This window comes from Knoellia sp. p5-6-4 (genome assembly GCF_029222705.1).
Lineage (GTDB): Bacteria > Actinomycetota > Actinomycetes > Actinomycetales > Dermatophilaceae > Pedococcus_A.
On sequence record NZ_JARGZF010000001.1, the window covers coordinates 1764625 to 1785836 of the forward strand.

Here is a 21212-nt window from a genome sequence, read left to right on the forward strand (position 1 = left end):
TTGGCGCCATGAAGATCGCGCTCGACTACGCGGCCCGCTCCGACGTGGGGCTGGTGCGCTCGGAGAACCAGGACTCCGGGTATGCCGGCCCGCACCTCCTCGTGGTCGCCGACGGCATGGGCGGCCACGCCGGCGGCGACATCGCCAGCTCGATAGCCATCGGCCGGATGGTCTCCCTCGACGGCGAGAGCCACGGCGGCGACGACGTCACCGACCACCTGGTGCACACGCTGGCGTCGGCCAACGCCGAGATCCAGTCCCAGATCGAGCACACGCCCGAGCTCCAGGGCATGGGCACCACGGTCACCGCGCTGCTGCGTGCCGGCAACAAGGTCGCCCTTGCCCACATCGGTGACTCCCGCGCCTACCTGCTGCGCGGCGGTACCTTCTCGCAGATCACCCACGACCACTCCTTCGTGCAGTCCCTCGTCGACGACGGCCGCATCACCGAGGAGGAGGCCGACAGCCACCCGCAGCGCTCCCTCGTCACCCGCGTGCTCACCGGCGCGCACGACGACGAGCCCGACCTCATGGTCCGCGAGGTCCGTCCCGGCGACCGCTTCCTGCTGTGCTCCGACGGCCTCTCCGGCTTCGTCGCGCGCGACACCATCGAGGAGGTGCTGTCGGCCGGCCAGCCCGTGGGCCCGACTGCCGACCGCCTCGTCGAGCTGGCCATGAAGGCCGGCGCCCCCGACAACGTCACCGTCGTGGTGGCCGACGTCGTCGACCTCGACAGCGGCTCGGCCCCCTCGACCGTGCCACAGGTCGTCGGTGCTGCGGCCCAGCGCACCAAGGGCGGCACGCGCCCGGTGCCCCTCACCCCGGCCGCCAAGGCCGCCGCCCTCTCCCGGGAGGCCACCGGCGCCGCCGACGACGACGGGGTCACCCTCGCCGAGGAAGCCCCCAGCGCCGGTCCCGCCCGGTGGCTGCGTCGTGGGCTGGCCCTCCTGCTCGTGCTGGTCGTGCTCGGCGGCGGCGCGTATGCCGGGTGGTACTGGGTGCAGCGCCAGTTCTACGTGGGCGTCGAGGACGGCCAGGTGGCCATCTTCCGCGGCGTCTCGCAGGACCTCGGGCCCATCCGGCTGAGCAAGGTCGAGCAGCTCTCGTCCATCTCGACCGCGGACCTGCCGGACTTCTACCGCACCCAGGTGCAGAACACGATCACCACGAGCACCCTCGCCGACGCCGAGGAGCGGGTGAACCGGTTGCGCGAGGAGGCCGTCCGCTGCGTCTCGCGCAAGGCGGCCGGCGGGACCTGCGGTGGCACCTCCGCGGCGTCCTCGACCCCTACGACCACCACGACCACCACGCCGGGCCCGACCAGCCCCACGAGCACCACCGCCACGGCGACGCCATGACCACCGTCTCCTCGCTGCCTCCGCGCAAGGGCCGCAACGTCGAGCTGGCCCTGCTGCTGCTCGCCGTCGGCATCGTCGTGCTGGCCTACCTCAACGTCGGCCTGGCCACCTCGGGCAGCTTCCCACCCGGTCTGCTCGCCCACGGCACCGGTCTGCTCGTCATCACCTTGGGCTTCCACCTGCTGCTGCGGTGGCGCGCCTCCTACGCCGACCCTCTGCTGCTGCCCATCGTGACCCTGCTCAACGGCCTCGGGCTGGTGATGATCCACCGGCTCGACATCGCCGCCGGCAAGGACATCGCCGAGGGCCTGGCCCTCAAGCAGCTGACGTGGAGCGCCCTCGCCGTGGCCATCGCCGCCGCCGTGCTGTTCTTCCTCAAGGACCACCGCACGCTGCGGCGCTACACGTTCACCGCGGCAGCGGTCGGCTTCGGCCTGCTCATCCTCCCGCTGGTGCCGGGCCTGGGCCGCCAGGTCTACGGGTCACGCATCTGGATCGGCCTCGGTCCGTTCTCCTTCCAGCCGGGGGAGATCGCCAAGATCGTGCTGGCCGTGTTCTTCGCGGGCTACCTCGTGCAGACCCGCGACGTCCTCTCCCTCGCCGGTCGCAAGATCCTCGGCTTCACCCTGCCCCGCGCCCGCGACCTCGGCCCCATCCTCGTCGCCTGGGCCGCCAGCCTGGCGGTGCTGATCTTCGAGAAGGACCTCGGCTCCTCGCTGCTGTTCTTCGGCCTCTTCGTGGCCATGCTCTACGTCGCGACCGAGCGCACCTCGTGGATCGCCATCGGCCTGCTCCTCTTCAGCGGCGGCGCCTACATCGCCTACCTGCTCTTCGGGCACGTGCAGCAGCGCGTGCTGCTCTGGCTCGACACCTTCTCGCCGCAGGCCCTCGCCGTCTCCGACCAGCTCGCCCGCGGCCTGATGGGCATGGCCAACGGCGGCCTGTTCGGCTCCGGGCTCGGCCGCGGCCGGCCCGACCTGACCTACTTCGCCGAGTCCGACTTCATCGTCCCGAGCTTCGGCGAGGAGATCGGCCTCTTCGGCGTCTTCGCGCTCTTCATGCTCTACCTGCTCCTGGTCGAGCGCGGCATGCGCACCGCGCTCGGCGTGCGTGACGGATTCGGCAAGCTGCTCGCCGCCGGCCTGTCGTTCTCGGTCGCCCTGCAGTGCTTCGTCGTGGTCGGCGGGGTCACCCGGGTCATCCCACTGACGGGCCTGACCATGCCGTTCCTCTCCTACGGCGGTTCCTCGCTGCTGGCCAACTGGTCGCTGGTCGCCCTCCTGCTGCGCATCAGCGACCACGCGCGTCGCCCGCTGCCCGAGACGGAGATGGCCGGCCCGGCCCGCGAGGCCGAGGCCACCGAGGTGGTGAAGCTGCGGTGAACGCCCCCATCCGCCGCCTGTCGGTCGTCGTCGCGGCGCTGTTCATGGTCCTGCTGGTCTCCTCGACCTGGATCCAGTTCGTCGAGGCCAAGGAGCTCCAGGAGCGCCCGGACAACCGTCGGACCCTGCTCGCGACCTACGCGCGCGAGCGCGGGCAGATCTTGGTGGACGGCAGCCCGGCCGCCCTGTCGAAGCCCAGCAACGACGAGCTGAAGTGGCTGCGCACCTATCCTCAAGCCCGCCGCTACGCCCACGTGACCGGCTACTACTCGTTCGTCTATGGCCCCGGCGGTGGGCTCGAGGCGACCGAGAACGCCCTGCTCTCCGGCCAGTCCGACAAGCTCTTCTACCGCCGCGTCTCGGACATGCTGACGGGCCGCAAGGCCGCCGGCGCGAGCCTCGAGCTGACCATCAACCCGAAGGCGCAGGAGGCCGCCGACAAGGCCCTCGGCGACCAGAGAGGCGCCGTGGTCGCACTCGACCCACGGACCGGCGCGATCCTGGCCATGGTCAGCAACCCCGACTACGACCCCGGCTCACTCACGGTCCACGACACCAAGGAGGTCGTGGCCTCGTGGAAGAAGCTCAACGCCGACCCTGCACGTCCCCTGGTCAACCGCGCCATCGGCGGCAACCTCTACCCGCCGGGCTCCACCTTCAAGATCGTCACCGCGGCCGCAGCCCTCTCCTCGGGCAAGTGGACGGAGGAGAGCAAGGTCCCCGGCCCGGCCGTCCTCGACCTCCCCCAGACGAGCGCGGACCTGCCCAACAGCAACAAGCAGGCGTGTGGCCCGAACGACGAGACCACCCTCAAGCGCGCGCTGGAGATCTCCTGCAACACCGCCTTCGGGTGGCTCGGCATGGAGCTCGGCGCCGACGACTTCCGTTCGCAGGCCGCCAAGTTCGGTGTGGGTGACAGCCTGGCGATCCCCATGCGGGTGACCCCGAGCAGCATTCCCGGTGAGCTCAACCAGCCCCAGCTGGCACAGGCGGCGATCGGCCAGTACGACGTGCGCGTGACGCCGCTGCAGGTCGCCATGATCTCGTCCGGCGTCGCCAACCGCGGCATCGTGATGAAGCCCTACCTGGTCAAGAGCGTCCTCAGCTCTGACCTCGACACGATCGAAGAGGCGTCGCCCTCGCAACTGTCCCAGGCCGTGTCGGCCGACGACGCCAGTGCGCTCACCCGGATGATGGAGGCAGTTGTGAAGAGCGGATCGGGCCAGGCGGCCCAGATCGGCGGCGTGAGCGTGGCCGGCAAGACCGGCACCGCGCAGCACGCGACCGGGAAGGCGCCCCATGCGTGGTTCACCGGATTCGCCCCGGCAGACGACCCGCAGGTCGCGGTCGCCGTGGTGGTGGAAGACGGCGGCAACGCCGGAAACGAGGCCGCCGGCGGCCGGGTCGCAGCACCCATCGCCAAGGCCGTCATGGAAGCGGTGATCCAGAAGTGAACTACGAGCCCGGACTGTTGGTGGCCGAGCGCTACCGGCTCGAGGAGATCATCGCGACCGGCGGGATGGGGCAGGTCTGGCGGGCCGTCGACGAGACGCTCGAGCGCCCGGTGGCCGTCAAGGTGCTGCGCCCGGACACCGCCAGCGAGGAGGGCTTCCTCGAGCGTTTCCGCGCGGAGGCCAAGCACAGCGCCGCCCTGCAGCACCCCAACATCGCCACGGTGCACGACTTCGGCGAAGGCGCACACTCGGCATACCTCGTCATGGAGCTGATCGAGGGCAAGCCGCTGTCGGAGATCATCAAGGAGCGGGCTCCGCTGCCGGCGGGGGAGGTCACCGACATCCTGTACCAGGCGGCGCTGGCCCTCAACGCCGCCCACCAGGCGGGGGTGGTCCACCGTGACGTCAAGCCGGCCAACATCGTCGTCGATGACGAGGGCTACGCCAGGCTGACCGACTTCGGCATCTCGCGCGCGATCGCTGGCGCCCAGCTCACCCAGACCGGGGAGGTGCTCGGCACGCCGCACTACCTTGCGCCGGAGCAGGCGCAGGGCCAGCCCGCCGGCCCTGCCAGCGACCTCTACGCCCTCGCGGTCGTCGGATACGAGCTGATCACCGGCATCCGACCGTTCGCCGGTGACTCGATGATCACCACGGCCCTGGCACACGTCAGCCAGCCCGCCCCGCAGCTGCCCGCAGACGTGCCCGACCCGCTGCGCACCACGGTCATGGCCGGGCTGGCCAAGGACCCGGCCCGCAGGCCGGCCAGCGGGGAGGCCATGGCCGAGGCCCTCCACCTGCCGGTAGGCACCGTGCCGCAGGAGCTCGTCGAGGGCGCAGAGTCGGCCGTCGCGCCGGTGGTCTCCGGTGCCGGACTGCTCACGCCGGACCCGTCCGTGCCCACGGGCGCCATGACGCTGTCGCCCCAGACGCCTCCGGCCCCGGCGAGCGTGCTGACCCCTCCCCAAGCGGGAGCGGTGCGCCGCTGGCTCCTGCCCGGTGCTGCGGTGCTGGCCGCGCTGGTCGCGATCGTGGTCATGGCGATCTCGTCGTCGGGGCAGGAGGGCGCCCTCACCCCTCTGGTGCAGCTGCGCACCACGGTGGCGGCCGACCAGGACGTTCCGGCGACCCCCAGCACCACGACCAGCACGACCCCCGCCGCCGCGACCGGCGCGGGCGGAGGCGATGACGGAGGCAACAGGCAGTGACCGCGACCCCGCAGGTTCTGGGTGGCCGCTACGAGGTGGGCGAGCTGCTCGGGCGTGGCGGCATGGCCGAGGTGCACCTCGGCCACGACACGCGGCTCTCTCGCCCCGTGGCCATCAAGATGCTGCGGAGCGACCTCGCCCGCGACACCTCGTTCCTGGTGCGCTTCCGCCGGGAGGCGCAGTCCGCGGCGGGCCTGAACCACGCCTCCATCGTGGCGGTCTACGACTCGGGCGAGGACCACGCCATCGAGTCGGGTGGATCGCGTCTGTCCATCCCCTACATCGTCATGGAGTACGTCGAGGGCCAGACCCTGCGCGAGCTGCTCAACGACCGCTCTCCGCTGGAGCCGGCCGAGGCGGCGCGGATCACCGAGGGCGTCCTCGACGCCCTCTCCTACAGCCACCGCATGGGCATCGTGCACCGCGACATCAAGCCGGCCAACGTGATGATCGGCAAGCACGGCGAGATCAAGGTGATGGACTTCGGCATCGCCCGGGCGGTCGCCGACACCAGCGCCACGATGACCCAGACCCAAGCCGTCATCGGCACCGCCCAGTACCTCTCCCCGGAGCAGGCGCAGGGACTGCAGGTCGACGCCCGGTCAGACCTGTACTCCACGGGCTGCCTGCTCTTCGAGCTGCTCACCGGTCGCCCACCGTTCAAGGGTGACTCGCCGGTGGCGATCGCCTACCAGCACGTCGGCGAAGCGCCGCCTCGCCCCTCGACGTTCAACGCCGACGTCGACCGCTCACTCGACGCCGTCGTCCTGCACGCCCTGGTGAAGGACCGCGAGGCCCGCTACCAGGACGCGGTCTCGTTCCGTTCCGACCTGCAGGCGGCCCGTCTCGGTCGCCCGATCAGCGCTGCTGCGCTCGGCACCGCTGCCGGGGCCGCCGGTGCGGCGGGTCTCGCCGCGGCCGACCAGACCGTCGCCCTCGACACCCTCGCCGGCGAGGGCACCACGGTGCTGGGAGCGGGCGCGGCAGCCGCCGCGGCCGGCGCCGACGCACCGGGCGGCCCCACGGGCGCCCACGGCAACACCGCGACCCTGCCGGCCATCGGCCACGACCCCGACGAGGAGGAACCGCGCAGGCGGCGCGGGCTGGGCTACGTGCTGCTGGTCGTGGCCGTGCTCGGTGCCGTTGCCCTGATGGCCATCGCCGGCCGGTCGCTGTTCGACAACCCCCCGAGCGGCGGGGGCACCGTCACCGTGCCATCGGTGGTCAACCTGCCCGTTGCGACCGCCGAGGCGAGGATCCGCGCCGCCGAGCTGGTGCCCGAGGTGCAGTCGGTGCCCTCCACCAAGGAGGAGGGCACGGTCGTCGAGCAGAACCCGCAGGGCGGCGAGCAGGTGCAGCGCAACTCCAAGGTCACCCTCAGCGTCTCGGCCGGACCGACCACGACCGAGGTGCCCGACCTCACCGGCTTCACGGTGGCGGAGGCCGAGCAGGCCCTGAAGAACGTGGGGCTCACCCTCGGCGGCACCGAGGCGGTCAACAACACCCGCGTGGAGCGCGGCAACGTCATCGAGACCGAGCCGTCTGCGGGCGCGAGCGTCGAGGTCGGCTCGGCGGTCACGCTCAAGGTCTCGAGCGGGAAGGTCGAGGTGCCCGACGTGGTCGGCATGACCCGTGACGAGGCGGCCAGCGTCCTCAGCGACCTCGGGTTCAAGAACAAGACGACCTACGTCGAGAGCGACAAGCCGGAGGACACGGTGCTCAAGCAGAGCGTCCCCGACGGCAAGCTGGCCGACTACGGCAGCCAGATCACCCTGACCGTGGCCCGGCCGGCACCTCCGACCCCCACGGAGACGCCGACGACGCAGACGCCGACGACGGAGCCGGAGCCGACGACCACGACGTTGCCGCTGCCCGAGACCCCCAGCGCGCCGGCGACGACGACCCCCTGACGGTGTGCCGTCGACACGCTGGGAAACGGCCCTCGCGTCGGTGAGGAAGGGCTGTTCCCCAGCGTGTCGACGCGAGACCGTCAGCCGGCGGCGACCATCCGGGCCACTCCCTCGGCGTCGCGCACCAGCGGGCTGAGGCCATCGGCCCGCTGCAGCGCGTCGGCCATGCCGCAGGCCGCGAGCCAGTTGGCCAGCATGCGGTGGCCACCCTCGGTGAGCACGCTCTCGGGGTGGAACTGCACGCCGTGCAGCGGCAGGGTCGCGTGGCGCACCGCCATGATCACGCCCGACTCGGTGTGGCCGGTGGCCACGAGCTCGTCAGGCAGGGTCGGCGGGTCGATGGTCAGCGAGTGGTAGCGGGTGGCGGTGAACGGTGAGGGGAGGCCCTCGAGCACGCCCGTGCCGTCGTGGAACACCTGCGAGGTCTTGCCGTGCAGCAGCTCGGGGGCGCGCACCACGTCGGCGCCGAAGACCGCACCGAGGGCCTGGTGGCCCAGGCAGACCCCGAGCATCGGCTGCGAGCGCTCGGCGCAGGCCTCGATCATGCCCATCGACACCCCCGCCTCCACCGGGGTTCCTGGGCCGGGCGATACCAGCACGCCGTCGAAGGAGTCGGCCTCGTCGGGGGTGACGGCGTCGTTGCGCACGACGGTGCAGTCGGCGCCCATCTGCTCCAGGTAGCCGACGATGGTGAAGACGAAGCTGTCGTAGTTGTCGACGACGAGCACCCGGGTCATGCGCCACCCCGTCCGGTCTCGCCGCCGTGGGCGCCGAAGGGGGAGCCGGCCGGCAGCGCGGTTCCGACCGTGTTCTCGTTGAAGGGCATCGACGGCGCGATGCGGGGGAAGACCCACAGGAAGAGGACCGCCACCGCCAGGGCGACGAGCACGAGGGCCTGCACGGCCTTGAGCACCGTCGGCCCGGGCAGGGCCCGCCAGAGGGCGCTGTAGATCATCAGGAGCTCTTTCCGGGGACGGCGAGGGTGCCGGGCGGCAGTCCCTGCTCGCGGGGGTAGGTCCGCACCAGCTTGGCGAAGAGGATGTAGCGCTCGGCCGCGCTGTACTTCGGGTGGCAGGCGGTCATGGTCAGCCACGCGCCGTTCGGCGCGGCGCCGGGCTTCTTCGGCACCGGCGCGAGCACCTCCACCGCGGTGGGCGGCACGATCTCGTGGCTGTCCACGGCATACACGGAGTAACCGGTCCTGGTCTCGACGATGACCTTGTCGCCCTTGCGCAGGCGGTCGATGTCGTGCAGCGGCCGGCCGTAGGTCGTGCGGTGCCCCGCGATGGCCAGGTTGCCCATGGCCCCCGGTTCCGCAGCGCCCTCGTAGCGCCCGAGGCCCTCCTTGAGGGTCTCGTAGTCCGTGCCCTCGAGCAGCGGCCGGGCGTAGTCCGCGCCGAGCCGCGGGATCCGCACGATCGCGAAGGCCTCCCCGAACTTCACCGGCGCGGGCTTCTCGTTGGGCGCGGCCGTCGGCGCGGTGCCTCCCTTGCCACCGAAGTCGCGGGCCAGCGCCTGGACCGTGCCGTCCTGCGCGCGGTTCGCCTCGACGTCGGTCCACCACAGCTGCCACGCGACGAAGAGCAGGAGCACGAGACCGGCCGTCACCAAGATGTCGCCGAGGCCCCCGACCACCGAGCGGACAGCGCGGTTCAACGGGGCACCGAGGCGTACTCGAGGTTCACGGAGCCAGCGTAGGCGGGGAATGTCCGCTCTGGGCTGGTTCTGACCTCATACCCCAGCCCGATGGCGTCCACGTACTGCCGGTAGATGTCGACCGCGGGGCTGTCGTCGAGCGCCTTGAGCATGGCCTGCGGGTTGCCCATGCCGGTGATGACGAAGGGTGGGGAGTAGACCCTGCCCTGCAGGATGAGGGTGTTGCCGACACACCGGACCGCACTGGTGTTGATGATCCGCTGGTCCATGATCATCATCGCCTCGGCGCCCCCGGCCCACAGGGCGTTGACCACGCCCTGGACGTCCTGCTGGTGCACCACGATGTCGTCGACGGTGAACCCCTCCGGCAGCTGGTCGGAGGGGATCTGGGCGTCCCTCAGCTCGACCGAGACGGTGGGGCCGCGCACCTCTCGGGTGCCGGCGGACGCGGTGAGCGCCTCGGCCTGCTCGGTCAGCTGGGTCACCCGCACGTCGCCCGGCGCCTCGTCGGAGGAGAGCCGGTCGACCTCCGCCTGCAGGCTGCGCACCTGGGCCGCGGTCTCGGCGTTCCGGCGCGCCTGCTCGCGGATGACGTCCGGCAGCCCCGACGCGCTCGAGCGCAGGTCGGTGCCGGCAGCGGTCGACGCACTGGTCGCGAACAGCACGCCGGCGCCCAGGGCAACAAGGGGCACCGCGGCGGACCAGAAGGTCGGGCGCCGCGTCAACCACGTCAGGCGCTGGCTGGACATGGCACTACGCTATGCCAAACGCATCCCCCCGCTGTTCACGAGTACGAGGAGTGTCCGGTGCCGGAGTCCAAGGGCCGCGAGAAGCGCGCCTACACCCCGCCCGCCAAGCCCGCCAAGGCCAAGGTCGGCAACCCACCATGGTTCGTGCCGGTCATGCTCGGCCTGATGGTCCTGGGCCTGATCTGGGTCGTGACGTTCTACATCTCGAGCCAGCAGTACCCGGTCGAGGCGTGGGGCCGCTGGAACCTCGCCGCCGGGTTCGGCCTCATGATGGCCGGCTTCGCCATGACGACCCGCTGGCGCTGACCGCTCGCTCCTCCTCCAAGGGGCCCTGCGCGGCCGCGGCTCTTTCCCGAGCGGCGGCCGCGCAGGGCCCCTTCGGCTGTCTCCCCCCTGCCACACGGGTTGTCCCCTGGTTATCCACAGATGGGTATGCCGTGTGCACAGATCTGGGGCTTGTCCACAGGCTTGTCCCCAGCTGGGGACAAATGACAGGCGTGTAATACAGCAAAAGGACGAGGCCCCGTCCACATGGGCACGGAGAAAGACGTAGGCCCCGGCGCGGGGCCGGGGCCTGTGGTCGAGAGGGGGTGCGAGCCCGGGCTGGCGCTCGGTGTGGATCAGCCGAGCGCGAAGGTGACGCCGAGGTCGGGGGCCAGGGCGTACTTGGCGAGCGCCGCCACCACGACCACCACGCCGACGAGGGCGACGCCCGGCCACTGCCAGCGGCGCTTGGTGCGCTCCTGCGTGGCGGCGAACACGGCCGCCACCGCGATGCCGGTGAGGAAGCCGCCGAGGTGCGCCTGCCAGGCGACGCTGGGGATGACGAAGCCGAGGACCGCGTTGATCACGAGGGTGGCGTACATGCCCGAGGACGACCGGCCCAGCTTGCGGTTCAGCACGAGCAGGGCGCCGAACAGGCCGAAGACCGCGCCCGAGGCGCCCACCGCCGGGGTTCCCCACGAGCCGAGGTCCTCCCACCGCACCACCGGGCCGGACGGCGGCTGCGCGAGCAGCAGCAGCATGACCGACCCGCCGATCGCGCTGAGGAAGTACAGCACGGCGTAGCGCAGGCGGCCGAGGAGCGGCTCGAGGTACTGCCCACCCACCAGCCACAGCGCCAGCATGTTGAACACGATGTGCATGATCTGGCGCGGTGCGTGCGCGAACGCGGAGGAGAGGAAGCGGTAGGGCTCCTCCTCCCCGAGGGCGGGGATGAACCAGATCTGCGCGGTCACCCTGGCGTCGGCCTGCTGGGCGATCCAGACGAGCACGCACAGGACGACGATGGTGATGGTGACCACGGGGCGGTCGGTGACACGGCCGCCGAAGACGGTGGTCGCCGAGCGCATGGTGGCCGCCTGGGCCTTCACGCAGTCGACGCACTGCACCCCGACGGCGGCCGTCCGCTGGCACTCGGGACAGGTCGGGCGGCCGCAGCGTTGGCAGCGGACGTAGGAGACACGGTCGGGGTGCCGGGGGCAGACAGGCGGGGCCTGCTGTTGGTATGCCGTGGGCTCACTCATCGATGCATCTCACCTGTGGTCTCGCTCGGTGCCGGGTCGGTGCTGCCGGCTCCTACTCGCCGACGGTCACGCTCTCGATGACAACGTCCTGCACCGGCTTGTCGTTCGCACCGGTCTGGACGCCGGCGATCGCGTCGACGACCTCGCGGCTCGGGCCGTCGGCGACCTCGCCGAAGATGGTGTGCTTGCCCTGCAGCCAGGTGGTCTGGCCGACGGTGATGAAGAACTGCGACCCGTTGGTGCCCTTGCCCATGCGCTTGCCGGCGTTGGCCATCGCCAGCATGTAGGGCTTGGTGAAGTCCTTGTCGGGGTTGATCTCGTCGTCGAAGGCGTAGCCCGGCCCGCCCATGCCCTGGCCGAGCGGGCAGCCGCCCTGGATCATGAAGCCGGGGATGACGCGGTGGAACTTCAGGCCGTCGTAGAAGGGCGTGGGGCTGGTCCGCCCGGCGTCGTCCTTGTACTCCTTCTGTCCGGTGGCCAGGCCGACGAAGTTCTCGACCGTCTTGGGCGCGTGGTCCGGGAAGAGGGTCAGGTTGATGTCGCCGTGGTTCGTGTGGAGGGTGACGTTCATGGTGGGCATCCTTCCACGTGGGGACCACCGTGGCCCTGCTCACCCTGTGGCACCGATGCGGGCTTCGGGGTTGCCCAGCGGGTGAAACACGGCAGGATGGGCGTCAGACGCAACGAGCTCACCCAAGGAGGCATGGTGTTCCGCACCAAGAGCAAGTCCGAGCAGGTACAAGAGCAGGCGCAGGCACAGGCCCAGCAGGCAGCCGCCCAGATGACTCAGCTCAAGGAGCGCGTTGTTCCGGCCGCGGAGGCCGCGGCGGAGGTCGCCCGCGAGCGCGCCGTGCAGGCCAAGGACTGGGCGATGCCCCGCGTCGAGCACGGCATCGAGGTGGCTGCCCCGAAGCTGGAGCGGGCCGTCGAGGGGCTCGCCCCCAAGGTCGACACCGCCCGCGACAAGATCGTCGACGACCTGCTGCCGAAAGTGGCCGAGGCCATCGCAGCGGTCGCCGCAGCCTCGGCGGCCGCGCGCGCCAACGCCGTCGACCTGACCGACCGCAGCGGCGACGCGCTCTCGGTGCTCAAGGGCGAGGCGGTCGCCAAGCCCCGGCACCGCAAGGGAAGGGTCCTGCTGACGCTGGGCATCCTTGCTGCGGTGGCGGCCGCGGCGGCGGCGTTCTTCAAGAAGTCCGCGCCCCGCGAGGACCCGTGGGCGACGCCGCTGGGCGACACCTACACGGCCCCCGGGACGGCGGGCACCGGCGTGGGTGGCGCGAGCGGGTCGACCACGGCCGCGGCGAAGGACAAGGTGACCTCCCTGGCCGAGACCGCCAAGGAGAAGGCCACCGCTGCTGCGGAGACGGCCAAGGAGAAGGCCTCCGAGGTCGCCGACGCGGCCAAGGAGAAGGCTGGCAAGAAGGACGCGGACACCACTGCGGTCACGCCGGTCGACGACGTGACGGGCATGCCGACGGCGGCGACGACCGACACGCCGTTCGAGTCCACGCCCGAGGGCACCACGGGCACCGACGCCGGCGGCACGGCGAAGGGCAACGGCGGGAAGGGCTCCTCGAGCTGACTCCCCCCACGGCCACACGGGGCCGGGCGCCGAACGGCGCCCGGCCCTGTCGCGTCTCCCCTCCCGCCGTCACTGGGGGTAGGGTCATGGCCCATGTCGGGTGAGCTCGCCGCGCCGTTCCTGGCCGCCTCCGCGCTCCTCGTCGGAGCGGGGGTGCCCAAGATCGGCGACCCCATGCCCCTCGTGCGGGCCCTGCGCTCCGCGGGTCTGCCCGCCGGGCGTTCGCTGGTCCGCGGCATCGCCGCTGCGGAGGTCGCCCTGGGCCTGTGGGCCATCGCCCGCCCGGGTGCGCTGAACGCCGCCCTGGTCTGCGCGGCATACCTGCTCTTCACCGGTTTCGTGTCGCTGGCGCTGCGGCGCGGTGGGGTGCTGGGCTCGTGCGGCTGCTTCGGCAGGGCCGACACCCCGCCCACCCGCAGCCACCTCGCGGTCACGTCCGGGCTCGCCGTCCTCGCCGGCGTCGTGGCGGTCGCCCCCGATCGCGCCGGGTGGTCGGCCGACCCCGCCACCCTTGTGGGCACGCTGGCCCTCGCGGCGCTGATCACCTTCCTCGCGTGGCAGGCCCTGGCCGTCCTGCCCACCGTGACCCCGGCCGCCGTCCGCAGCACGGGCGCCGCCCTCGAGACCGCGTCCACCAACAGAAGGTGATGACCCCATGCTTGCCATCGTGATCGCCGAGGGGGTGGCGATCGCCCTTCTCGGGGTGCTCGTCCTGGGGCTGCTGCGCAGCCACGCGCTCATCCTGAAGGCCCTGCACGAGCTCGGCGCCGGGCTCGAGCTCGAGAAGGAGGCCGGCCCCGGCGCGTCGGGCGGCCCCGGCCCGGTGAGCGTCGACCTCGAGAGCGGCGTGGTGGCCAACGCCCGCCCCGAGTCGAGCCGAGCCGCCGACGTCGTCGGCACCACGCTCGACCGGCAGGAGCGCACCGTCACCGTGACGGGGCAGGGCCAGCGAACCCTCCTGGCCTTCCTCTCCAGTGGCTGCAGCGTCTGCCAGACCTTCTGGGAGGAGTTCCGCCACGGCCCGGTCGACGTGCCCGGCGACGCCCGGCTCGTCGTGGTGGCCAAGGGTCCCGCGGAGGAGAGCGTCACCACGCTGCGCCAGCTCGCCGGTGACCGCCTCGAGGTGGTGCAGTCCTCCGCGGGTTGGACCGACTACGGCATCCCCGGCTCGCCCTACTTCGTCTTCGTCGAGGACGGGGTCATCACCGGTGAGGGCTCCTCGACCACGTGGCCGCAGGTGCGCGACCTCATGAGCCAGGCCGTGGCCGACTCCGCCGACGCCCGCGCCGCCGCCGGGCGCACCGGCCCCGGCACCCTCGGCGCGGGCGAGGTCTCCGAGCGGGGTGAGCACGACAACCTCCCGCGGATGGACCGCGAGCTGCTCGACACGGGCATCCACCCCGGGCACCCCAGCCTCTACGAGCCGCCGGACGCGGAACCCGGCGAGGTGCACGACCACCCGAACGACCAGCACACCCACGCCCACCAGCACGGGCGCTGAGCCCCGCCTGACATGGACCCCACCCGCCTCGCCCTCGTCATCGGCCTGCCGATGGCCGCCGTGGCCGCGCTCCGCGCCACGTGGTCGCCTTGAGGTGAGTCGATGCTCTCGAGCATCAGCCCGCTCGGTGAGCGGGCCCGCGCCTCCCGTTGGTGGGTGACCACCACGGCATACGTCATCGGGTCCCTGGTCGGGGGCCTCACCCTCGGGGGCCTCTTCGGCCTGCTCGGCTCGGTGCTGCCCGCGGCCCGGCGGTCCTCACCCTGGGTGCTGGGCCTGGCCGCCCTGCTGCTGCTGGCCGGCCTCGCGCTCGACCTGCGCATCGGCGGGCGCGAGCTGCCGTCGTGGCGCCGCCAGGTCGACGAGCAGTGGCTGACCCGCTACCGCGGCTGGGTCTACGGGGTCGGCTTCGGCGCCCAGCTGGGGTTCGGGCTGGTCACCATCATCACGAGCTCCACGACGTATGCCGTGGTGGTGCTGGCGCTGCTGTCCGGCTCGCCGACGGCGGGCCTGCTCATCGGAGGCGTCTTCGGGCTGGTGCGGGCCCTGCCCTCGGTGGCGATGGCCGGGGTGCGGGACCGGGCCTCCTTGCACAGAATCTTCAGCACGGTCGAAAAGTGGACAAAACCGGCGGATGCCATCGCTAGGGTGGCACTGGCGGCAGGAGCGGTGGCACTGGGCGCCGCCGCATTGGGGAGTTGATGGCAGTGGAGAAGTACGGACTGAGGTGCGCACCTCCGCAGGGCTGGCGCCTCGCGATCGAGCGCCGGGCGACGCCGGCCCAGAGCGTGCCCAACGGGGTGTCGCCGGGCCTGCGCGGCATGGCGACCGAGGCCGTCGAGCCCAACGGTGAGGTGATGCGGCCGATCCTGCACGCCAGCACCATCGACCTGCCCACCGGGCGCGGCGACTTCGGCAGCGGGGTCGTCGACCTGCTCAGCTCCGAGGACGTCTTCATCTCCCTCGTCGAGTACGGCTCCGACATCGCCGACCAGGGGCTCTTCGCCGACCAGGGCATGCCCCGGCTGGCCCCCTCGCAGTTCGGGCCGAACCGCCTCCAGCGGCCGCTGCCCGGACGCAGCGCCTCGCAGCACTTCTTCAGCGTCGGTGGCCGGGCGTTCTGCCTCTTCACCGTCATCGGGAGCCACTCGCGGCGGATGGCCACCGTGCCCCGAGCGGCCGAGGTGGTACGCGGCCTGCACGTCACCGACCGGGCCACCATGGTCCGACGAGGGGAGATGTCATGACCAGCACCCTGGAGCAGATCACCGGCGGGGAGCGGCGCGGCCTGGTCGGGCTGGTGAGCCGGGTCTCCGAGCGGTTCGGCAACGTCGGTCGCCGCGGCTTCTTCGTCGGCGCGGCAGTCGCCGGGTCGGCGCTGGCCACCAACCCCAGGGCGTACGCGCTGCGGCCGATCACGGCATACAGCACCATCTGCGGGCCGGGGAACACCGCCTCGAGCGGGTGGACGGTCTTCTGCAGCACCATCAACAAGGGCGTGAACTCGTGCCCGCCCGGCAGCTTCGCCGCGGGGTGGTGGAAGGCGGCCGACTCGTCCTGGTGCGGCGGCGGCTACCGCTACATCGTCGACTGCAACGCCTCGTGCTCGAGGTGCTCGACGGGCTGCAGCGGCGACCACATCTGCGACAAGGGCTGCTGGAACTGCAGCTGCGGCACGGGGTCGACGGCCAGCTGCGACCAGCGTCGCATCTGCTGCAACGCCTTCCGCTACGGCCAGTGCAACACTCACGTGAAGTGCAGCGGCGGCGTGCACTGCCGGGTGGTCAGCTGCGTGCCGCCGTACCAGTGGGCCAACTGCACGACGACCTCGCTGCGCGACGACCGCACCGCCGAGCACAGCGCACCCAGCCTGCCCCAGTGGGGCTACATCTCGGCCAAGTACAAGGCGATGGGCGAGCAGGGCTCCTTCCTCAAGGCGTCCACCGGTCCGATCGCCTCCGTCGGGGACGGCCGGGGGACCTACGTCGTCTACCAGGGCGGCTCGATCTACCGGACGACCCAGACCGGCACCCGCGCGGTGCCCAACACGGTGAAGAACCTGTGGGCCCAGGTGGGTGGACCCAAGGGCGTCCTGGGCTACCCCACGAGCGACCTGCTGACCGGGCTGCGCTCCGGCGGCTGGGTGCAGCTCTTCGAGCACGGCGCCATCGCCGACAGCCCGCAGACCTCCGCCAAGGTGGTCTACGGGGCTGCCTGGACCCAGTGGAACGGCACCGGGCGCGAGGGCGGGGTGCTGGGCTACCCGCGCGGCAACCGCGTCTCCGGGCTGCGCGACAGCGGCTGGCGCCAGGACTTCCAGTACGGCGTCATCCTCGACAGCGCCTCCACCGGCACCAAGTGCGTCTACGGCGAGGCCTACGCCCAGTGGGACGGCACCGGGCGCGAGGGTGGGCTGCTCGGGTACCCGCGCAGCAACCGCGTCTCCGGGCTGCGCGACAGCGGCTGGCGCCAGGACTTCCAACGCGGCGTCATCCTCGACAGCGCCTCCACCGCCACCAAGTCCATCTACGGCGAGGCCTACTCGGTCTGGGCGGCCACCGGCCGCGAGGGCGGCACCCTGGGCTACCCGCGCAGCAACCGCATCTCGGGGCTGGCGCGTCAGGGGTGGCTCCAGGACTTCCAGACCGGGCGGGTCTGCGGCAGTGCCGACACCCCGACCGTCGCCGTCGCCGGGGTCATGAACACCGGCTGGCAGGCCAACGGACGCGAGGGCGGTGTCCTGGGCTACCCCACCGGCAACGCGGCCTCGGACTCGCGCGGGTCGCACCAGGTCTTCCAGGGCGGGGAGCTCTGGGCGCTGGGCAGCGGCGCCGCGCGGCTCGTGCACGGCGACGTGCTGCGGGAGTGGAAGGCTGCCGGAGGGGAGAGCGGCCGGTACGGCTACCCGGTCAGCGACACGGTCTCCGACGGGGGCCGGCTCACCTGCCAGTTCGAGGGCGGCACCATCACGGCCTGAGGAGGAGTAACCATGACCGTCACGAAGTTCCAGGACCTGCCGCTCGCCGACCGCGACCGCGAGTGGGACGGCGACGCCGCCGAGCGCCGGGTGCGCGAGTGGGCCGGCGCGCAGGACGGCCCCAACGCGAAGTACCGCGACGCGCACGTCTGGTACGACGGCGACAAGGACGACAACTTCACGGCCTACAAGCTGCTCATCGCCGACGTCATCGACGGCAGGCTGAAGGCGGTGCCGCGAGGGGTGATGGCCGCCGGCAACGTGATGCAGGGCTCCCGGGGCGGGGTCGACCTGCCCGCGGGTGACATCGAGCGGGTCAAGAACCACCTGGCGAAGTACTACGCAAAGATGGGCGAGACCGCCCCGTGGGAGCGTGACTAGGCCGCAGGAGCAGGTGGGGAGCGCCGGCCGCAGCGGCCGGCGCTGACGAGTTCCCGACATCGGCGCGATACGCCAATCTCCAGTGGCGAACGACCCGGATCTGTGCCCGAATGGGACCACCCCGATCCGGACGGAGGAACCATGACCGTTGTGAGCGAGATGCTCAGGACCCACCCCAAGGGCGTCGGCGAGCTCGACGAGGCCGTGCTGAAGAACTGCATCCTCGCGTGCCTGGAGTGCGTGTACTCGTGCACGGCCTGCGCCGACGCCTGCCTGTCCGAGGAGATGGTCGCCGACCTGCGCGACTGCATCCAGAAGAACCTCGACTGCGCCGACGTGTGCGACGCGACGGCCAAAGTGCTCTCGCGGCACCCGGGCGCCACGTCCAACGAGCTCCTCATCTCGCTCCTGCAGGCGTGCCGCGCCATGTGCCACGCCTGCGCCGTCGAGTGCGAGAAGCACGGCGACATGCACCTGCACTGCGAGGTGTGCGCCAAGACCTGCCGCCGCTGCGTCGAGGCCTGCGACGAGCTGCTCTCGGCCCTCGAGCCGGTCACCTGACCTGATCCGTCCCACGCAGGGACTGTCGCTCGCGCCTGCTCCGGGCCATGCTGGTGGGCATGGCCATCTACGACGTGGTGGAGCACGGGCGGGGTCCCCAGCAGCAGCCCGGTCGGGCGCTCGAGATCAGTGCGGCCAGTCCGGGGGAGGCAGTCATGCGCGCCCGTCGGGCCTTCGCGGTGAGCGGGCCGCCGGGCCGCGATGGCCACGAGCACCTGTATTCCGTGTACCGCCACCGCCGGGTCCGTGGTCGTCGCCTGATCGGGGTCTTCGGCGAGGCCGACCCGGGAGGCTCGGCAGGGGTGCGCGAGCCCCGGCGGCCGTTGCCGGACCTGCCCTCGCTGCGCGCGAGCCGCGACCTGCTCGGCTGAGCGTCCTGGCCGGGTTCCCGTTCGGGGACCTTGTCCTCTGCCGCGCCCTGCGCGAGAGCACCACGATGGTGCCGCCCAGAGGAGGCGAGCACCATGACCGTGCAGACGAGGGGTCATCACCAGAACCACCACAGGACGCCGGAACAACACCGCGCAGAGCGCTTCGGCCGATGGTCGTTCGGGATGCTCGTGGCCTTCGCCCTGTGGACGGCTGCCTTCATCGGGCTCTCCGGCGTCGTCGGCGAGTGGCTCGGCGCCGAGGTCGAGGGCGGCGAGGTCGCCTACATCGAGGCGTGGCTGCCGTGGCTCGCGGTCAGCCTGCTGTGGGTGCTGCCGCTCGTCATCGGGGTGGTGCTCGGCGTCAAGGCCGTGCGCGCCGGTGCCGGCCGGGCGGGCAAGGCCGCCCTCGTGCTCAACACCCTGGTCCTCGTGCTCATGGTCGGGCCGTCGCTCATCGACCGACTTCTCCACCTCTGACGCACGATCTCACCCCTGTGACGTAGGCGGGGGTCCTGCACGCTGCGCTGGGCGCGGCGGGCTTGGCGTCGCACCATGACCCCATGGCGGAGCAGCGCTGGCGGCACTGGGTCGCCGTGGCCTCGGTCCTCGGCGGCCTGGCGCTGGTGTCCGTCACCCTGCTCGGCCTGTGGCGCTACGCCACCCACGACCGCGTCGAGGTCGTCGACCAGCCCCTCATCGTGCGCACCAGCAACGCCGCCTGCCTCCTGATGCGGCAGAGCGTGCACCGACTCGCGCCGCCATCGGAGGCATCGATTCCCCAACGGGTCAAGGCGATCCGCGCCCAGAACGAGGCCGTCGGGCTCATGGTCGGGCAGATCCGCGGGCTAGGCCTCGACCTGGTCAACAGCGACCGACCCATGCCCGGCTGGTTGGACGACTGGGAGACCCTGGTCCGAGCACGTGAGACGTATGCCGCCGCGCTGGCCAAGGCGAGGTCGGGCGCGCTGTCGCTGAAGGTCCCCGTGGACGAGGAGGGGCAGTCGATCGTCACGCGCATGAACGACGTCGGCCTCGACTGCGCCGTTCCCGCCGAGCTGTTGAGCAACTGAGCCCGGCAGGGGGAGGAGCAATGACCTTCGTCGAGCTGATGGAGTACGCCGGCAAGGCCTTCGAGGCGATCGGCGTGGGAGTGCTGGTCTTCGGCCTGCTCTGGTCGGTGGTGCTCGCCGCGGGTGTGTGGCGTCGCACGGAGGGCCGACAGGCCTACGCCGTGCTGCGCGAGTCCTTCGGCGGGGTGCTCCTCCTCGGCCTGGAGATCCTCGTCGCAGCCGACCTCATCCGCACCGTGGCCGTGGAGCCGTCGTTGGAGAACGTGCTCGTCCTCGGGCTGATCGTGCTGATCCGCACCTTCCTGAGCTTCTCGCTCCAGATCGAGATCGAGGGCGTGCCGCCCTGGCGCCGGGCGACGGCCAGCGGGGCGGGCCTCCTCAGCCGTGCGGCGACGCACGCCAAGGAGGCGGATGACACCCGGTGAGGTGGCGGCGCCGGCCGCTTGGGTGCCTACGAGGACATCAGCTCCGCCGGCAGCTCGATTCCGTGTTCCTTGGCGTACTTCACCATGTTGGGCATGACCACGGCGGCCTGCTCCTTCGCCTGCGAGGTGGGCGTGAAGGCCACGTACTCACTGAGCGTTCGTGATGTGCGCGTCTGGCTCAACGACCTCCGCGAGCGGTGCCAGTGCTGCGCCCAGGGCAAGGATGAGGCCCGCCAACAGCCCAAGTGCTGCGCCGCCGGCAACTGCTGCCGCCAGGTCGCCTCCGAGTGGACGGTCCACCAAGCCTGGACGGTGCTTCGGAGTCTCCTCAGCGAGGCCATGCGCGAGGAGCTGGTGACTCGCAACGTCGCCGGGTTGGTCCGAGTGCCCGTGCCCCGCGCCCGCAAGAGGAAGCACTGGTCGGTCGACGAGGCTCGACGCTTCCTCGAGTCGGCCCGAAGCAATGACGACCCGATGTATGCCGGATACGTCCTCATGCTGGTTCTCGGCCTTCGCCGCGGGGAGCTGCTGGGCCTCGCATGGGACGACCTGGATCTGCGCGCGGGAGAGGCCCGGATCGCCTGGCAGGTACAGAGGATCGGGGGGCAACTCGTGCGCCGTCAGACGAAGACCCACTCCTCGGACGCCCCGCTCCCACTGCCCGAGATCTGCGTCCAGGCCCTCGAGCACCGGCGACGCACGGAGAAGCGGCTCAGGCTGGCGGCGGGAGAGGCTTGGGCAGGCACCGGGCTCGTGCTCACGACGCGGCTGGGTGACGCCATCGACCCGCGCAACTTCCAGCGGGCATTCCGGTCGAGCGTCCGGCGTGCTGACGTTCCAGTCATCCCCGTGCACTCCACTCGGCGCACCTGCGCGAGCCTGCTCGTGGCGCTCGACGTGCACCCCCGGGTGGCCATGGCGATCCTTCGGCACAGCAAGATCGCGGTGACGATGGACATCTACTCCCAGGTGTCTGCCGCATCCACCCGGGAGGCCCTCAAGCGCCTCGGGGAGGCCTTCCTGTGAGCACCGTTGCCGTACTTTGCTGGAATCAGGGCACGAAAGAGCCCCTCCCCGGAGACCGGAAAGGGGCTCTGA

General features: G+C 71.6%; 25 protein-coding genes. 19 read left to right on the top strand and 6 right to left on the bottom strand.

Annotation, left to right across the window (positions count from 1 at the left end):
- Positions 1-8 precede the first annotated feature (8 nt).
- From P2F65_RS08595 to pknB, 5 genes are read left to right on the top strand one after another with little or no spacing between them, the layout of a single operon-like run.
- Positions 9-1358, top strand: a complete 1350-nt coding sequence (locus tag P2F65_RS08595) for a Stp1/IreP family PP2C-type Ser/Thr phosphatase (protein WP_275806049.1) — start codon at positions 9-11, stop codon at positions 1356-1358.
- Positions 1355-2740 carry an FtsW/RodA/SpoVE family cell cycle protein gene (locus tag P2F65_RS08600; RefSeq protein ID WP_275806050.1) on the top strand — a complete coding sequence of 462 codons (1386 nt, stop codon included), beginning with the start codon at positions 1355-1357 and terminating at the stop codon, positions 2738-2740. Before P2F65_RS08595 ends, P2F65_RS08600 begins: the two co-directional genes overlap by 4 nt.
- Positions 2737-4194, top strand: a complete 1458-nt coding sequence (locus P2F65_RS08605; protein ID WP_275806051.1) for a penicillin-binding transpeptidase domain-containing protein — start codon at positions 2737-2739, stop codon at positions 4192-4194. Before P2F65_RS08600 ends, P2F65_RS08605 begins: the two co-directional genes overlap by 4 nt.
- Positions 4191-5402 (top strand): serine/threonine-protein kinase, encoded by a 1212-nt coding sequence (locus P2F65_RS08610; RefSeq protein ID WP_275806052.1) that lies wholly within the window; start codon positions 4191-4193, stop codon positions 5400-5402. The genes P2F65_RS08605 and P2F65_RS08610 overlap by 4 nt, the downstream gene beginning before the upstream one ends.
- Positions 5399-7312 carry a Stk1 family PASTA domain-containing Ser/Thr kinase gene (pknB, locus tag P2F65_RS08615; protein ID WP_275806053.1) on the top strand — a complete coding sequence of 638 codons (1914 nt, stop codon included), beginning with the start codon at positions 5399-5401 and terminating at the stop codon, positions 7310-7312. Before P2F65_RS08610 ends, pknB begins: the two co-directional genes overlap by 4 nt.
- Positions 7313-7392: 80 nt before the next feature.
- Here the strand turns inward: pknB and P2F65_RS08620 are convergent, their stop codons facing one another.
- Genes P2F65_RS08620 through P2F65_RS08635 form a run of 4 tightly spaced genes read right to left on the bottom strand, consistent with a single transcriptional unit; the run spans position 7393 to position 9717 of the window.
- The gene (locus tag P2F65_RS08620; protein WP_275806054.1) at positions 7393-8049 is read right to left on the bottom strand and encodes an aminodeoxychorismate/anthranilate synthase component II; all 657 of its coding nucleotides are present in this window, start codon (positions 8047-8049) and stop codon (positions 7393-7395) included.
- Positions 8046-8267 carry a hypothetical protein gene (locus tag P2F65_RS08625; protein WP_275806055.1) on the bottom strand — a complete coding sequence of 74 codons (222 nt, stop codon included), beginning with the start codon at positions 8265-8267 and terminating at the stop codon, positions 8046-8048. Before P2F65_RS08625 ends, P2F65_RS08620 begins: the two co-directional genes overlap by 4 nt.
- Complete coding sequence (locus P2F65_RS08630; protein WP_275806056.1) at positions 8267-8968, bottom strand: class E sortase; 702 nt, start codon at positions 8966-8968, stop codon at positions 8267-8269. The genes P2F65_RS08625 and P2F65_RS08630 overlap by 1 nt, the downstream gene beginning before the upstream one ends.
- Positions 8965-9717 (bottom strand): DUF881 domain-containing protein, encoded by a 753-nt coding sequence (locus P2F65_RS08635; protein WP_275806057.1) that lies wholly within the window; start codon positions 9715-9717, stop codon positions 8965-8967. The genes P2F65_RS08630 and P2F65_RS08635 overlap by 4 nt, the downstream gene beginning before the upstream one ends.
- Positions 9718-9774: 57 nt before the next feature.
- On the opposite strand from P2F65_RS08635, the gene P2F65_RS08640 reads away from it, so the two are divergent.
- Positions 9775-10023, top strand: coding sequence for a cell division protein CrgA (locus P2F65_RS08640; RefSeq protein WP_275806058.1), 249 nt, complete (start codon positions 9775-9777; stop codon positions 10021-10023).
- Between the two features lie 314 nt (positions 10024-10337).
- Here P2F65_RS08640 and P2F65_RS08645 read toward each other — a convergent pair whose 3' ends face one another.
- Positions 10338-11243, bottom strand: coding sequence for a rhomboid family intramembrane serine protease (locus P2F65_RS08645; protein WP_275806059.1), 906 nt, complete (start codon positions 11241-11243; stop codon positions 10338-10340).
- A 52-nt stretch (positions 11244-11295) separates the two neighbouring features.
- Positions 11296-11814: a peptidylprolyl isomerase gene (locus tag P2F65_RS08650; protein WP_275806060.1), complete on the bottom strand. Its 519-nt coding sequence runs from the start codon at positions 11812-11814 to the stop codon at positions 11296-11298.
- A 132-nt stretch (positions 11815-11946) separates the two neighbouring features.
- On the opposite strand from P2F65_RS08650, the gene P2F65_RS08655 reads away from it, so the two are divergent.
- The 13 genes from P2F65_RS08655 (at position 11947) to P2F65_RS08715 (ending at position 21140) form a co-directional block, all read left to right on the top strand.
- Complete coding sequence (locus P2F65_RS08655; protein ID WP_275806061.1) at positions 11947-12828, top strand: hypothetical protein; 882 nt, start codon at positions 11947-11949, stop codon at positions 12826-12828.
- A 93-nt stretch (positions 12829-12921) separates the two neighbouring features.
- Positions 12922-13476 carry a MauE/DoxX family redox-associated membrane protein gene (locus P2F65_RS08660; protein ID WP_275806062.1) on the top strand — a complete coding sequence of 185 codons (555 nt, stop codon included), beginning with the start codon at positions 12922-12924 and terminating at the stop codon, positions 13474-13476.
- A 7-nt stretch (positions 13477-13483) separates the two neighbouring features.
- A complete protein-coding gene (locus tag P2F65_RS08665) occupies positions 13484-14329 on the top strand; it encodes a hypothetical protein (protein WP_275806063.1) in 846 nt (281 codons plus the stop codon).
- A gap of 102 nt (positions 14330-14431) precedes the next feature.
- Positions 14432-15031, top strand: coding sequence for a sulfite exporter TauE/SafE family protein (locus P2F65_RS08670; RefSeq protein WP_275806064.1), 600 nt, complete (start codon positions 14432-14434; stop codon positions 15029-15031).
- Positions 15031-15576, top strand: coding sequence for a hypothetical protein (locus tag P2F65_RS08675; RefSeq protein ID WP_275806065.1), 546 nt, complete (start codon positions 15031-15033; stop codon positions 15574-15576). Before P2F65_RS08670 ends, P2F65_RS08675 begins: the two co-directional genes overlap by 1 nt.
- Entirely contained in the window at positions 15573-17306 is a 1734-nt protein-coding gene (locus tag P2F65_RS08680) for a hypothetical protein (protein ID WP_275806066.1), read from the top strand. Before P2F65_RS08675 ends, P2F65_RS08680 begins: the two co-directional genes overlap by 4 nt.
- 12 nt (positions 17307-17318) lie before the next feature.
- A complete protein-coding gene (locus P2F65_RS08685; protein ID WP_275806067.1) occupies positions 17319-17687 on the top strand; it encodes a hypothetical protein in 369 nt (122 codons plus the stop codon).
- 141 nt (positions 17688-17828) lie between these two features.
- Positions 17829-18248, top strand: a complete 420-nt coding sequence (locus P2F65_RS08690; protein ID WP_275806068.1) for a four-helix bundle copper-binding protein — start codon at positions 17829-17831, stop codon at positions 18246-18248.
- 59 nt (positions 18249-18307) lie between these two features.
- Positions 18308-18619: a hypothetical protein gene (locus tag P2F65_RS08695; RefSeq protein ID WP_275806069.1), complete on the top strand. Its 312-nt coding sequence runs from the start codon at positions 18308-18310 to the stop codon at positions 18617-18619.
- A gap of 93 nt (positions 18620-18712) precedes the next feature.
- A complete protein-coding gene (locus P2F65_RS08700; protein ID WP_275806070.1) occupies positions 18713-19096 on the top strand; it encodes a hypothetical protein in 384 nt (127 codons plus the stop codon).
- 83 nt (positions 19097-19179) lie between these two features.
- Positions 19180-19689 (top strand): hypothetical protein, encoded by a 510-nt coding sequence (locus P2F65_RS08705; RefSeq protein WP_275806071.1) that lies wholly within the window; start codon positions 19180-19182, stop codon positions 19687-19689.
- Positions 19690-19709: 20 nt separating this feature from the next.
- On the top strand, positions 19710-20114 hold the full coding sequence (locus tag P2F65_RS08710) for a DUF1622 domain-containing protein (protein WP_275806072.1): 405 nt from the start codon (positions 19710-19712) through the stop codon (positions 20112-20114).
- A gap of 165 nt (positions 20115-20279) precedes the next feature.
- Positions 20280-21140, top strand: a complete 861-nt coding sequence (locus P2F65_RS08715; RefSeq protein WP_275806073.1) for a site-specific integrase — start codon at positions 20280-20282, stop codon at positions 21138-21140.
- Positions 21141-21212 lie beyond the last annotated feature (72 nt).